Genomic DNA, 14282 nt, shown 5'->3' on the forward strand with positions numbered 1-14282 from the left:
CTCGCCCCACGGCTGGGCGCCTCACCCCCGGCCGGGCGCCTCGCCCCCCGGCCAGGCGCCTCCGCACCGGCCACCCGGCCCTCCGCCCCGTTCCCGCTCACCCGCTGGGGTGGCATCCCTCGTGTCCGGCGACCCGGCGGTCTTGCCCCGCCACCGCCCCGGGCTTACGTTCGTGCCTCTACGGCCCGGGGCTCCGGGCGGTAGCGGCTCTCTGACGTCTTGTCGAAGGAGCACTGCTCATGGCTGCCTCCGTCGTCCGCGCCGCACTCGTCCAGGCCACCTGGACCGGCGACACCGAATCCATGATCGCCAAGCACGAGGAACACGCCCGTGAGGCCGCCCGGCAGGGCGCGCGGATCATCGGCTTCCAGGAAGTCTTCAACGCTCCGTACTTCTGCCAGGTGCAGGAGGAGGAGCACTACCGCTGGGCCGAGCCCGTGCCCGACGGGCCGACCGTGCGCCGGATGCGGGACCTCGCGCGCGAGACCGGCATGGTGATCGTGGTACCGGTCTTCGAGCGCGAGGCCGAGGGCTTCTACTACAACACCGCCGCGGTCATCGACGCCGACGGCAGCTACCTCGGCAAGTACCGCAAGCACCACATCCCGCAGCTCAAGGGCTTCTGGGAGAAGTTCTACTTCCGTCCCGGCAACGCGGGCTGGCCGGTCTTCGACACCGCGGTGGGCCGCGTCGGCGTCTACATCTGCTACGACCGTCACTTCCCCGAGGGCTGGCGCCAACTCGGCCTGAACGGCGCCCAGATCGTCTACAACCCCTCCGCCACCTCGCGCGGCCTCTCCAGCTACCTGTGGCAGCTCGAACAGCCCGCGGCGGCCGTCGCCAACGAGTACTTCGTCGCCGCGATCAACCGCGTCGGCCAGGAGGAGTACGGCGACAACGACTTCTACGGCACGAGCTACTTCGTCGACCCGCGCGGGCAGTTCGTCGGCGAACCCGCGAGCGACAAGGAGGAGGAACTCGTCGTACGCGACCTGGACCTCGGCCTCATCGACGAAGTGCGCCACCAGTGGGCCTTCTACCGCGACCGCCGCCCCGACGCCTACGAGGGACTGACCCGCCCGTGAGCGACCTCCTGGCGCGGCACCGCGCCGTACTCCCCGACTGGCTCGCCCTCTACTACGACGAACCCATCGAGCTCACCCACGGCGAGGGCCGCCACGTGTGGGACGCCGAGGGCCGCCGCTACCTCGACTTCTTCGGCGGCATCCTCACCACCATGACCGCGCACGCCCTCCCCGAGGTGACCAAGGCGGTCAGCGAGCAGGCCGCCCGGCTCGTCCACTCCTCGACGCTCTACCTCAACCGCCCGATGGTCGACCTCGCCGAGCGGATCGCGCACCTCTCCGGCATCCCCGACGCGCGCGTCTTCTTCACCACGTCGGGCACCGAGGCCAACGACACCGCGCTGCTCCTCGCGACCGCGTACCGCCGCTCCAACCAGATCATCGCGATGCGCAACAGCTACCACGGCCGCTCCTTCTCGGCGGTCGGGATCACGGGCAACAGCGGCTGGTCCCCGACGAGTTACTCACCGCTCCAGACTCTGTGGGCACACGGGGCCGTCCGCGGGCGCGGCCCGTTCGCGCACCTGGACGACCGCGAGTTCACCGAGGCGAGCGTCGCCGACCTGCGCGACCTGCTCGGCCAGGCACGCGGTCAGGTGGCGGCGCTGATCGCCGAACCGGTGCAGGGCGTCGGCGGGTTCACCTCGCCGCCCGACGGGCTCTACGCCGCGTTCCGTGAAGTCCTCGCCGAGCGCGGCATCCTGTGGATCGCCGACGAGGTGCAGACCGGCTGGGGGCGCACGGGCGACCACTTCTGGGGCTGGCAGGCCCACGACGGGGCCGGGCCGCCGGACCTGCTCACCTTCGCCAAGGGCATCGGCAACGGCATGTCCATCGGCGGCGTCGTCGCACGTGCCGAGATCATGAACGTCATCGACACCAACTCGCTCTCCACCTTCGGCGGTTCACCCATCACGATGGCCGCGGGGCTCGCCAACCTCACGTACCTCCTGGAGCACGACCTCCAGGGCAACGCGCGCCGCGTCGGCGGGCTGCTGCGCGAGCGGCTGCGGGCGGGGACGGCCGGCATGGCGCACGTGCGGGAGGTGCGCGGGCGCGGGCTCATGCTCGGCGTCGAACTCGTCGCGCCCGGCACGGACCGCGCCGACCCGGCACGCGCGGGCGCCGTCCTGGAGGCCGCGCGCGCCGCCGGCCTCCTCATCGGAAAGGGCGGCGGCCACGACACGAGCGTGCTGCGCGTCGCGCCGCCGCTGAGCCTGACCGTCGCGGAGGCCGAGGAGGGCGGCGACCTCCTCCTGTCGGCCCTGCGCGCGACGGCCTGAGCGGTCAGGAGCGGGCGCCACGGATTCGGGCCCCGCACCCGTGGCGCGAGCCCCCGTGGCACCCGCCCCGCAGCCGCACGAGAGCCGCCCGCCCCACCCGAGCCCGAGGAGAAGGAGCCCCCATGAGCAACCGCACCCTGATCCGCGGCGGACTCGTCGTCACCGCCGCCGAGGAGACCCACGCCGACGTGCTCGTCGAGGACGGGCGGGTCGCCGCCCTCGCCACCACAGGCTCCGCCGCCGCCGAGGCGTGGACGGCGGAGCGGGTCGTCGACGCGCGCGGCACGTACGTGATCCCCGGCGGTGTCGACGGGCACACGCACATGGAGATGCCCTTCGGCGGTACGTACGCGTCCGACACCTTCGAGACCGGTACCCGGGCCGCGGCCTGGGGCGGCACCACGACGATCGTCGACTTCGTCGTGCAGAGCGTCGGCCACGGACTGCGCGAGGGCCTCGACGCCTGGCACGCGAAGGCCGAGGGCAACTGCGCGATCGACTACGGCTTCCACATGATCCTCGCCGACGTCAATGAGGACACCCTGAAGGAGATGGACCTCCTCGTCGGCGAGGGCGTCACGAGCTTCAAGCTCTTCATGGCCTATCCCGGCGTCTTCTACTCCGACGACGGCCGCATCCTGCGCGCGATGCAGCGCGCGGGCGAGAACGGCGGCCTCACGATGGTGCACGCCGAGAACGGCATCGCCATCGACGTCCTCGTCGAACAGGCCCTCGCGGCGGGCCGTACCGACCCGCGCCACCACGGCGAGGTCCGCAAGGCCCTCCTGGAGGCCGAGGCCACCCACCGCGCGATCCAGCTCGCGCGCGTCGCGGGCGACGTCCCGCTGTACATCGTGCACGTCTCGGCGCAGGAGGCACTCGCGGAGATCGCCGCCGCGCGCGACACGGGCCTGCCCGTCTACGGCGAGACGTGTCCGCAGTACCTCTTCCTTTCCACCGACAACCTCGCCGAACCGGACTTCGAGGGCGCCAAGTACGTGTGCTCGACGCCGCTGCGCCCCCGGGAGCACCAGGCGGCACTGTGGCGCGGGCTGCGGACCGACGACCTCCAGGTCGTCTCGACCGATCACTGTCCCTTCTGCTTCAGTGGCCAGAAGGAGCTGGGCCGGGGCGACTTCTCGAAGATCCCCAACGGGATGCCCGGCGTCGAGCACCGCATGGACCTCCTCCACCAGGCCGTCGTGGAGGGCCACATCTCCCGCCGCCGCTGGATCGACCTCGCCTGCGCCGCGCCCGCCCGCATGTTCGGCCTCTACCCGAGGAAAGGCACGATCGCCCCCGGCGCGGACGCGGACATCGTGATCTACGACCCGCACGCGGAACAGGTCCTCTCGGCCGCCACCCACCACATGAACGTCGACTACTCGGCCTACGAGGGCAAGCGCGTCACGGGCCGGGTCCGCACGGTCCTCTCGCGCGGCGTCCCGGTCCTGGAGGACAGGGAGTACGTGGGCCGCGCGGGCCACGGCGTGTACGTGCCGAGGGGACTGAGCACGTACAGGAGCTGACCGGCACGCGGTACGGCGGCGGGGGCGGGGCGCACGGGCGGGGCGCGGGACCACCGGTGCCTGATCGGTCCCCTTCGCGCGGTATCGCCTGACACCCTCACGCACACCGTCGTCCGCGGCCCGGCGGTACGACGGCCCCCAGGAGCCCCGAACACAGGAGCACTCGCCATGGACTTCGGACTCGTCCTCCAGACCGACCCCCCGGCCTCCACCGTCGTCGGCCTCATGCGCCGCGCCGAGCAGCAGGGCTTCACCCACGGCTGGACCTTCGACTCCGCCGTCCTGTGGCAGGAGCCCTTCGTCATCCACAGCCAGATCCTGGAGCACACCGAACGGCTCGTCGTCGGCCCGATGGTGACCAACCCGGGGACCCGTACGTGGGAGGTCACCGCCTCGACCTTCGCGACGCTCAACGACATGTTCGGCAACCGCACCGTGTGCGGCATCGGGCGCGGCGACTCCGCGATGCGCGTCGCGGGCCGCCCGCCGAACACCCTCGCCCGCCTCGGCGAGGCCATCGACACCATCCGCGATCTCGCCGAGGGTCGCGGCGCGCGGCTCGGCGACACCGAGGTGCGGCTGCCGTGGGTGCGGGAGGGGCGGCTGCCGGTGTGGGCCGCCGCGTACGGGCCGAAGGCGCTCGCCCTCACCGGGGCGCGCGCCGACGGCTTCATCCTCCAGCTCGCCGACCCCTACCTGACCGCCGCGATGGTCGAACAGGTCCGCACCGCCGCCTCCGACGCGGGCCGCGACCCCGCCTCCGTCACGATCTGCGTCGCCGCCCCCGCCTACGTGAGCGAGGACCTGGCCCACGCGCGCGAGCAGTGCCGCTGGTTCGGTGGCATGGTCGGCAACCACGTCGCCGATCTCGTCGCCCGCTACGGCAGCGAATCCGCCTCCGTACCGCCCGAGCTGACCGCGTACATCGCCGACCGCGAGGACTACGACTACAGCCACCACGGCCGCGTGGGCAACAGCTCGACCGACTTCGTGCCCGACGAGATCGTGGACCGCTTCTGCGTCCTCGGCCCCGTCGAGGCGCACATCGAGAAGCTGCGCGAACTCCGCGCCGTCGGCGTCGACCAGTTCGCCGTCTACGCGATGCACGACGCGCGCGAAGAACTCATCGACGTGTACGGGAAGGAAGTCATCCCCGTCCTCAACTCCTAGAGTCGGCAGACCTTTCCCCCGCCCGGCGCGCCCCCGCCCCACGCGACGGGGCACGTCCCGCCGGAAGCGCGGCACGTCCGCGCGCCCTTTTACCCCGCACCCGCACGGCACCCCACGGCACCCGAGCACGGCACCGCATCCTCCCGCACCGTTCTCCCCGAAGGGTCCCGCCATGACTGACGCCCTCGCCACCCCGCCCGGCACCCCGCCGGGCCCACCGCGCCCCTCCCACGCGGCCACCGCTCCGGGGCAGCACCTCACCCCCGACGGCCGCGTCGAACTCGACCCGGGCGCCTTCCCCGCCGACTCGCCGCACGCCAACGAGGATCTGCGCCCGATCCCCGTCGCCCACCGCCACTGGGGCACCTACAACTTCACGGCCCTGTGGATCGGGATGGCGCACAACATCCCCTCCTGGACGCTCGCTTCGGGCCTCGTGGCGCTCGGCATGGACTGGAAGCAGGCCGTCCTCACCATCGCCCTCGCCAATGTCGTCGTCCTGCTCCCCATGCTCCTGACCGGGCACGCGGGACCCAAGTACGGCATCCCCTTCCCCGTCCTCGCGCGCGCCTCCTTCGGGCTGCGCGGCGCGAACCTGCCCGCTCTCCTTCGCGCGGCCGTGGCCTGCGGCTGGTTCGGCATCCAGACGTGGATCGGCGGACAGGGCGTCTTCGTCCTACTCGACAAGCTGCTGCCGGGCTCCTGGGCGCACGCCTCGCGCCTCGGCGGGCAGCCGTGGCCGCTGTGGGTGTGTTTCGGGATCTTCTGGCTGCTGCAACTCCTCATCATCCACCGGGGAATGGAGACCCTGCGGCGCTTCGAGAACTGGGCCGGGCCCTTTGTGTTCCTCGGCGCGCTCGCGCTGCTCGCGTGGATGGCGGACGAGGCGGGCGGCTTCGGCCCGCTGCTCGACCAGCCCTCGGAGCTCGGCTGGGGCGGCGACTTCTGGCCCGTGTTCTTCCCCGCGCTCATGGGGATGATCGGCTTCTGGTCCACGCTCTCGCTGAACATCCCCGACTTCACGCGCTTCGGCAGGGGCCAACGCGCCCAGGTCTGGGGCCAGTCGCTCGGCCTGCCCACCACGATGACGGCCTTCGCGCTCCTCTCCGTGCTCGTCACCTCGGGCTCCCAGGCGGTCTACGGCGAACCCGTGTGGGAGCCGGTCGACCTGGCGGCCCGCGCGGACAACGCCTTCGGTCTGCTCTTCGCGCTGATCACGGTCCTCGTCGCGACGATCTCGGCGAACCTCGCGGCGAACGTCGTCTCGCCCGCGTACGACCTCGCCAACCTCGCCCCCCGCTTCATCAGCTTCCGCACCGGGGCGCTCATCACCGGTGTGGTGGGCGTGCTGATCATGCCGTGGAAGCTCATCGCGACGCCGGAGCTGTACATCTACACGTGGCTCGGGGTGGTCGGCGGGCTGCTCGGCACGGTCGCGGGCATCCTCATCGCCGACTACTGGCTCGTCCGGGGCACCTCGCTGCACCTCGCGGAGCTGTACCGCAGGGAGGGCCGCTACTGGTACCGCCGCGGCTGGCACCCGGCGGCGGTCCTCGCCTTCCTCGCCGGTGGCGTCCTCGCGGTCGGCGGCTCCCACTCCGCGCCCGGCAAGGGCCCCTTCCCGGAGGACGGCCTCATCCCCCTCCTCAAGCCGCTCGCCGACTACGGCTGGGCGATCGGCTTCGCCTCGTCACTCCTCGTGTACGTGATCCTCGCGGGACGCTCGGGGAGGCGGGCGGAGCGGGAGTGAGGGCCGGGGAGGGGCGCGGAAGCCGCGGGGCGCCGTACGGGGCCCGCCGCCACCGCGCGGCCCGTGGCACCCCCGAGTACCCTCCCACCCGTCCCCAGCTGCGGTTTCCGCCCCCCGCGGTTAGCGTGGGCTGAGGGCTGGGCCCTCCCGGCCGGCCGGTCCCGAGCCGGAAGGACGTGTGACATGCGAACGCCCCGTACCGGAACCCGTACCGCCGCCGGAGCCGCGCGGTGACCGCCGCCGCGCACGGGCTCGCTCCCGTCATGACCGGCATCGCGGCCATGGTCTTCGACGTCGACGGGGTCCTCACCGACTCCGCGCGCGTCCACGCCGAGGCGTGGAAGGAGGCGTTCGACGCCTGCCTGCGCGCGCATCCCCCCGCCGACAAGGCGCTGGACAGGCCCTTCGACGCCGCCGACGACTACCTGCGCTACGTCGACGGCAAGCCCAGAGCCGACGGCGCCGCCGCCTTCCTGCACTCCCGGCGGGTGCCGATCCCGGACGGCAGCCCCTCCGACGCCCCCGGCACGGACTCGGTCGCCGCCGTCGCCGCGCTCAAGGACGGCATGTTCACGCGCCGCGTCCGCGAGAACGGCATCGAACCCTTCCCGGGCTCCGTCCGGCTCCTGAAGGCCCTGCGCGCCGCCGGTGTCCCCATGGCCGCCGCCTCCTCCTCGCACCACGCCCGCGACGTCCTCGCGGGGGCCGGACTCCTCGACTACTTCGTCAGCCTCGTCGACGGCGACGAGTCCCACCGCCTCGGCCTGCCCGGCAAACCCGACCCCGCGCTCTTCCTGGAGGCCGCGAACCGTCTCGGCACCGAGCCCGCGCACGCCGCCGTCGCCGAGGACGCCCTCGCGGGGGTCGAGGCGGGGCGGCGCGGCGGCTTCGGCCTCGTCATCGGCGTCGACCGGGCCCACACCACCGACACCGCCAGGAGCCTGCGGGAGCACGGCGCCGACCTCGTCGTCGACGACCTCGCCCACCTCCTGCGCGCACCGGGCACCGACGACCGCCCACCCGGGAAGGACGACCGCGCGTCCGGGGCCCACGGCGGTGCGTCCGGCACCGACGGCAAGGAGTGACCGCATGTCCGAATGGACCTGGGAGTACGAGGGCTACGACCCCGCAGAGGAGACGCTGCGCGAATCCCTGTGCAGCCTCGGGAACGGCTACTTCGCGACCCGCGGCGCGGCCCCCGAGTGCGCCGCGGGCGGCCCGCACTACCCGGGCACCTACGCCGCCGGCGTCTACAACCGGCTCACCTCGGAGGTCGCCGGGCAGACGGTCTCCAACGAGGACATGGTCAACCTCCCCAACTGGCTGCCCCTGCGCTACCGCCTCGCCACGCCCGACGGCAGCGGCGGCGACTGGTACACGCCCGACGACGCCGCGCTGCGCTCGTACCGCCAGCTGCTCGACCTGCGCGCCGGGATCTACGAGCGCCACCTCTTGTTCGAGGACGCCTCGGGCCGCAGGCTGCGCGTGCGCCAGTCCCGGATCGTCCACATGGACGACCCCCATCTCGCCGCCCTGCGCACCGAGTTCACCGCCGAGAACTTCAGCGGCACCGTCGAGGTCGAGTCCGCGATCGACGCAGCAGTCACGAACGACGGCGTGGCACGCTACCGCGAGCTGAACGGCCAGCACCTGGCCGAGATCATGAGCGGCTACCCCGAGGACTGCACCGTGTGGGTCCGCGCGCGCACGATCAACTCGGGCATCGCGGTCGCCGTCGCCGCCCGGACGTACAGCAGCCAAGGCCCCTCGTGCGAGCCCCGCCCCTCCACAGGCACCCCGACCCGGCCCGCGACGCGCGTCGACCTGGCCCTGAAGCAGGGCGAGACGGCGACGGTCGACAAGATCGTCGCCCTGCACACCTCGCGGGACTCCGCGATCAGCGACCCGCTCGACGCGGCGCTCGACGGCGTGCGCAACGTGCCCGGCTGGGACCAGCTCCTCCTCGGCCACCGTCTCGCCTGGCAGCGCCTGTGGCACCGCGCGCTCCTCGAAGTCCCCGGCGAGGCCGGGCACATCCTGCGCTTCCACCTCTTCCACGTCCTCCAGACCCTGTCCCCGCACACCGCCGACCTGGACGCGGGCGTGCCCGCGCGCGGCCTCAACGGCGAGGCGTACCGGGGGCACGTCTTCTGGGACGAACTCTTCGTCCTGCCCTACCTCAACCTGCACTTCCCCGAGGTCTCCAAGGGCCTGCTCCGCTACCGCCACCGACGCCTGAACCGCGCCCGCCGCCTCGCCCGCGACGCCGGGTACGACGGCGCGATGTACCCCTGGCAGTCCGGCAGCGACGGTCGCGAGGAGACCCAGGAACTCCACCTCAACCCCAGCTCCGGACGCTGGCTGCCCGACAACTCACGCCTCCAGCACCACATCGGCTCGGCCGTCGCGTACAACGTGTGGAGCTACGCGCGCGCCACGGGCGACAGACGCTTCATGGAGCAGGAGGGCGCCGAGACGCTGCTCCAGATCTCGCGCTTCTGGGCCTCGAAGTCCGAGTGGGACGGCGACATCGGCCGCTACCGCATCCGCCGCGTCGTCGGCCCCGACGAGTACCACGACGCCTACCCCGACGCGACCGAACCCGGGCTCGACGACAACGCGTACACCAACGTCACCGCCGCCTGGGTCCTCCAGCGCACCCTCGAATCCCTCGCCGCGCTCCCCGAGGAACGCCGCGCCGAACTCGCCGAGCACACCGGGCTGGACGACACCGAACTCTCCCACTGGGACGACATCTCGCACCGCCTCCACGTGCCCTTCCACCAGGGTGTCGTCAGCCAGTTCGACGGCTACGGGGAACTGCGCGAACTCGACTGGGTCGGCATGTCCACCAAGTACGGCGACATCCGCCGCCTCGACCGCGTCCTGGAGGCCGAGGGCGACAGCGTCAACCGCTACCAGGCGTCCAAGCAGGCCGACACCCTGATGCTCGGCTACCTCTTCCCGCCCCGCGAACTGCGCGCCCTCTTCGCGCGCCTGGGCCACCGGCTCGACGACGAGACGTGGCGCCGCACGGTCGACTACTACGTGGCCCGTACGAGCCACGGTTCCACGCTCAGCGGCCTCGTGCACGCCTGGGTGCTGGCCCGCGTGCGGCCCGCCCAGGCGTGGGGCTTCTTCCAGGAGGCGCTGCGCGGGGACGTCGCCGACCTCCAGGGCGGGACGACGGGCGAGGGCATCCACCTCGGCGCCATGGCCGGGACCCTCGACCTCGTGCAGCGCTGCCTGACGGGACTGCGCATCCGCTCCGACGGCGCACTCAGCCTCGCCCCCGTGCCCCAACCCGAGCTGTCCGGCTACGACTTCGCGATCCACTACCGCCACCTGTGGGGCGTGCGCTTCCGGATGCGCTCGGGCGGCCTCGACATCAGCCTCCCCGCCACCAACCGGCGCTCGCTCGACATCCGGCTCGTGGACCGCACGGTGACGCTGCGGCCGGGCGACTCCTTCCACCTGACCCTGCCGGACGGGGACTGACCTGCCCCCCGGGGCGCCGGGGGCGCGCCGGGTCCCTACGGAACCCGCGCCGTCCACTCCTGCGAGTCGAACTTCGTGCGTGCCAGCTCGCGTGCGCGGGCCATCTCCGCCTCCGTCACGGCGCCCTCCGTGAGCCCGTAACGGCTGCGGAAGGAGGCGACCATGTTCGCGATGACGCTCTCGCGCGGCAGACCGGTCTGCCGGCGCAGCGGGTCGACGCGCTTCTTGGCGCTCGTCGTGCCCTTGTCGGAGAGCTTCTCCTTGCCGATCCGGAGGACTTCGGTCATCTTGTCGGCGTCCATGTCGTACGCCATCGTGACGTGGTGCAGCACGGCGGGCATCCCGCCCTGCGGCGCGGCGACCCGGCGCTGCGCGGCACCGGCGATCTTCCCCGCCTCGGTCGCGATGTCGTTGAGCGGCTGGTACCAGGCCTTGATGCCCATGTCGCCGAGCGCGGAGAGCACCCAGTCGTCGAGGTAGGCGTAGCTGTCGGCGAAGGAGAGGCCCTCGACGAGCGCGCTCGGCACGGAGAGCGAGTACGTGATGCTGTTGCCGGCCTCCATGAACATCGCCCCGCCACCGGTCACGCGGCGCACGACGGTCACGCCGTGCCGCGCGGCGCCGTCCGGGTCCACCTCGTTGCGCAGCGACTGGAAGCTGCCGATCACGACGGCCGGGTCCTGCCACTCCCACACCCGCAGCGTCGGCGGGCGGTTCCCGGCGGCGACCTCCTGCGTGAGGATCTCGTCGAGCGCGAGGTGCAGGCCGACGGGCTGCGGGCCGACGTGGATGAGCTGCCACTCGTAGTCGGTCCAGTCGGTGGCCCGCGCGAGCGCCCGGCGCACCGCGACCCCGATGCCCTCGGCGGTCAGCCCGTACATCACCGTGCCCGGCGGCAGCGCGGCCTGCACCCGCGCGGCGAGCCCGGCCCCGTCCGTGCCGGAGGGGGCGCCTTCGAGCGCGGCGTTGATCGCGTCGATCGCCTCGTCGGGTTCGAGGAAGAAGTCCCCGGCCACCCGCACATCGCGCAGCACCCCGTCCCGCTCGTCGAGGTCCACCACCACGAGCTTCCCGCCCGGGATCTTGTACTCACCGTGCACGGCCGCCGCCTCCAGTTGTTTCGGGCCCGGGACGGGCACTTCGGTCATTTCCCTGCGGACAGGGCAACGTTAGCGGGGAGTACGGGATTCCCGGGGCGGGGGTGGGGGAGAGGCGGCACGGTACGCGAGGAGGCGGCGCGTCCCCCGGATGCGGAGGCCGTGCGGGGGGTACGGGGCGGGAAAGGCGCGACCGGCGCCCGCCCCTCGACCCCGTCCGTTCCCCTCCCCGCAAGCCCCCGTTCCCCCTCCCTCTCCGCGATGTCAGTACCACGTGCTCTCATGAAGCCATGCTCGAAGACCTGCGCGATTCCGCCCCGGCTCACCCCGCCACCAGCGCCTTCGCCGATCCCCCCGCCGTGGCGGCGCTCGCCTCCGCGCTCGACGCCGACCGCGTCGCGGCCGTCGAGGCGGCCGTGCGCGCCGCCGTGGACCGTGCCGTGCTGCCCCGCTTCCGCCACCTCGCGGACGGCGAGGTCAGCACGAAGGCCGGGCCCCACGACCTGGTCACCGTCGCCGACCGCGAGGCCGAACAACTCCTCACCGAGAGCCTGCCCGCCCTCCTCCCCGGCTCCGTCGTCGTCGGCGAGGAGGCCGTCGCCGAGGACCCGCGCCGGTACGAGGCGCTGCGCGAGGCCGCGCCCGTGTGGATCGTCGACCCCGTCGACGGCACCCGCCAGTTCGTACGCGGCGAGCCGGGCTTCTGCACCCTCGTCGCGCTCGCGGTCGAAGGCGAGGTCGTCGCCTCCTGGACGTACGCGCCCGTCCTCGGCCTCATGGCCGTGGCGGTACGCGGCAGGGGCGCCCTGCTCAACGGGGAGCCCCTGGCCCGCACCGCCGCCGTGCCGGGCGCGCCGCTGAGCGTCGCCTGCTCGCACCCCGACTACACGACGGGTCCCCAGCAGGCCCAGCTCCGCCGCCTCGCGGTCCCCGGCCTCGCACCGCGCCCCTGCGGCTCCGCCGGGCTCGAATACCTCGCGGTCGCGCGCGGTGAGCTGGACGCCACGGCCTTCGGCTGGGAGCTGGCCTGGGACCACGCGGCCGGGCTCCTCCTCGTCGAGGAGACCGGCGGCGCGCACCTGACGGCCGACGGCGTCCCGTTCCGTGTCACCGGGGGCAACGCGCTGCCCTTCACCACCGCGCGCGACGCGGCGACGGCCGAACGGGTCCGCGCGCTGCTCGCCGGGGAGAGGGGCGGCGCCCCGGCGTGAGGGAGGCGCGTGAGGGAGCGTCAAGGGCCGGGAAAGCGGGGCGGCGGCCGTGCCGGGCGGCATATCCTGGCCGCCGGGCCGTCGGCTGACGTGAGGAGTCCGGAGGTGTCGACTTTGCTGGACGCGGTCGTCGTGGGGGCGGGACCCAACGGGCTCACCGCCGCCGTCGAACTGGCCCGGCGGGGCCTCTCCGTCGCCGTCTTCGAGGCCGCGTCCGAGGTGGGGGGCGGCGCACGCACGGAAGAGCTGACCCTCCCCGGCTTCCACCACGACCCCTGCTCCTCCGCGCACCCCCTCGGCATCGCCTCGCCCGCCTTCCGGGCCCTGCCCCTCGCGCGGTACGGGCTGCGCTGGCTCCACGCCGACCTGCCGATGGCCCATCCGCTGCCGGGCGGCGACGCCGTCGTGCTCGCCCGTTCCGTCGGCGAGACCGCCGCCTCGCTCGGCGCGCGCGACGCGGGGAGGTACCGGCGCCTGGTCTCCCCGCTCCTTCGGCACTGGGACGCCGTCCTGCGCGACTTCATGGCGCTCCCCTCCACCGCGCTGCCCCGGGACCCGCTCGCCCTGGCCCGCTTCGGCCTCGCCGGGCTGCCCCCCGCCCACGTCCTCCTCGCCCGCTTCCGCGAGGACCGCGCGCGAGCGATGCTCGCCGGGCTCGTCGGTCACGTCATCGCCCCGCTGAGCGGTCCCGCCACCTCCGCCGTGGGGCTCCTCTTCGCGCTCGCCGCGCACGCGCGCGGCTGGCCCGTCGCCGCGGGCGGCTCCGGCGCGATCACCGGCGCCCTGGCGGCGTACCTCAAGGACCTCGGCGGCACCATCGAGACCGGCTTCGAGGTCCGCCGCCTCGACGACCTCCCGCCCGCGCGCGCCTACCTCTTCGACACCTCGCCGCACGCCCTCGCCCGCATCGCCGGGCTCGGCGCGCGCGCCTACCCGCACTACCGCTACGGCGCCTCCGTCTTCAAGCTCGACTACGCGCTCGACGGCCCCGTGCCCTGGAGCTCCGGGGCCGCCCGCCGCGCCGGCACGGTGCAACTCGGCCCCGGCAGCCGCGACATCTCCCGCTCCCTCGTCGATGTCTCACGGCGCGGCACCCCGCCGGACGACCCCTTCCTCATCACGGTCCAGCCGAGCCTTGCCGATCCCTCCCGCGCCCCGGAGGGCAAGCACGTCTTCTGGGCGTACGGGCACGTGCCGCACGGCTGGGACGGCGACCTCAGCGACGTCATCGAGCGCAAGATCGAACGCTTCGCCCCCGGCTTCCGCGACCTGATCCTCGCCCGTGCCACGGCCGGGCCGCCCCAACTCGCCGCGCGCAACCCCAACTACGTCGGCGGCGACATCGCCTGCGGCGCCGCGAGCGGCCTCCAGCTCCTCTTCCGCCCCCGCCCCACCCTGCGCCCCTACGCCACCCGCCACCCCGCCGTCTTCCTCTGCTCCTCGGCGACCCCACCGGGCCCCGGCGTCCACGGGATGAGCGGCCACAACGCGGCACGAGCGGTGTGGCGGGCACTGAGGGCGCGGGACGCGGCATAGCACTGGAGCCCGCGACGGGCGCGCGGCGCCGTTGGGCGAGCCGCAGGGCTCTCGCCGTCCTCTCGGCCGCATGGACGTCGCCCTGCCCGTTCCGCGTCCCCAGCGGGAACCGTGCCCGCCGCA

General features: G+C 73.5%; 10 protein-coding genes. 9 read left to right on the plus strand and 1 reads right to left on the minus strand.

Annotated features, from left to right (window positions below; genetic code table 11):
* The first annotated feature begins 239 nt into the window (after positions 1 to 239).
* The 7 genes from IF99_RS0115290 to IF99_RS0115320 all read left to right on the plus strand — a co-directional run bounded on the left by IF99_RS0115290 (position 240) and on the right by IF99_RS0115320 (position 10315).
* Complete coding sequence (locus IF99_RS0115290; protein WP_030997037.1) at positions 240 to 1085, plus strand: nitrilase-related carbon-nitrogen hydrolase; 846 nt, start codon at positions 240 to 242, stop codon at positions 1083 to 1085.
* On the plus strand, positions 1082 to 2368 hold the full coding sequence (locus tag IF99_RS0115295; RefSeq protein WP_030997038.1) for an aspartate aminotransferase family protein: 1287 nt from the start codon (positions 1082 to 1084) through the stop codon (positions 2366 to 2368). The genes IF99_RS0115290 and IF99_RS0115295 overlap by 4 nt, the downstream gene beginning before the upstream one ends.
* 122 nt (positions 2369 to 2490) lie before the next feature.
* Entirely contained in the window at positions 2491 to 3897 is a 1407-nt protein-coding gene (gene hydA, locus IF99_RS0115300) for a dihydropyrimidinase (RefSeq protein ID WP_030997039.1), read from the plus strand.
* A 168-nt stretch (positions 3898 to 4065) separates the two neighbouring features.
* The gene (locus IF99_RS0115305; RefSeq protein WP_030997040.1) at positions 4066 to 5067 is read left to right on the plus strand and encodes a TIGR03842 family LLM class F420-dependent oxidoreductase; all 1002 of its coding nucleotides are present in this window, start codon (positions 4066 to 4068) and stop codon (positions 5065 to 5067) included.
* A gap of 172 nt (positions 5068 to 5239) precedes the next feature.
* Positions 5240 to 6817: an NCS1 family nucleobase:cation symporter-1 gene (locus IF99_RS0115310; RefSeq protein ID WP_030997041.1), complete on the plus strand. Its 1578-nt coding sequence runs from the start codon at positions 5240 to 5242 to the stop codon at positions 6815 to 6817.
* A gap of 230 nt (positions 6818 to 7047) precedes the next feature.
* Complete coding sequence (locus IF99_RS0115315; RefSeq protein WP_051703514.1) at positions 7048 to 7902, plus strand: HAD family hydrolase; 855 nt, start codon at positions 7048 to 7050, stop codon at positions 7900 to 7902.
* Between the two features lie 4 nt (positions 7903 to 7906).
* Positions 7907 to 10315 carry a glycoside hydrolase family 65 protein gene (locus IF99_RS0115320; protein WP_030997043.1) on the plus strand — a complete coding sequence of 803 codons (2409 nt, stop codon included), beginning with the start codon at positions 7907 to 7909 and terminating at the stop codon, positions 10313 to 10315.
* Between the two features lie 35 nt (positions 10316 to 10350).
* Here the strand turns inward: IF99_RS0115320 and IF99_RS0115325 are convergent, their stop codons facing one another.
* Complete coding sequence (locus tag IF99_RS0115325) at positions 10351 to 11415, minus strand: lipoate--protein ligase family protein (RefSeq protein WP_030997044.1); 1065 nt, start codon at positions 11413 to 11415, stop codon at positions 10351 to 10353.
* A 287-nt stretch (positions 11416 to 11702) separates the two neighbouring features.
* Here IF99_RS0115325 and IF99_RS0115330 point away from each other — a divergent pair, with 287 nt between their 5' ends.
* A complete protein-coding gene (locus IF99_RS0115330) occupies positions 11703 to 12623 on the plus strand; it encodes an inositol monophosphatase family protein (protein WP_030997045.1) in 921 nt (306 codons plus the stop codon).
* A gap of 105 nt (positions 12624 to 12728) precedes the next feature.
* The gene (locus IF99_RS0115335) at positions 12729 to 14159 is read left to right on the plus strand and encodes a phytoene desaturase family protein (RefSeq protein ID WP_030997046.1); all 1431 of its coding nucleotides are present in this window, start codon (positions 12729 to 12731) and stop codon (positions 14157 to 14159) included.
* Positions 14160 to 14282: the final 123 nt, after the last annotated feature.

The organism is Streptomyces sp. NRRL F-5630 (assembly GCF_000719475.1).
Classification (GTDB): Bacteria; Actinomycetota; Actinomycetes; order Streptomycetales; family Streptomycetaceae; genus Streptomyces.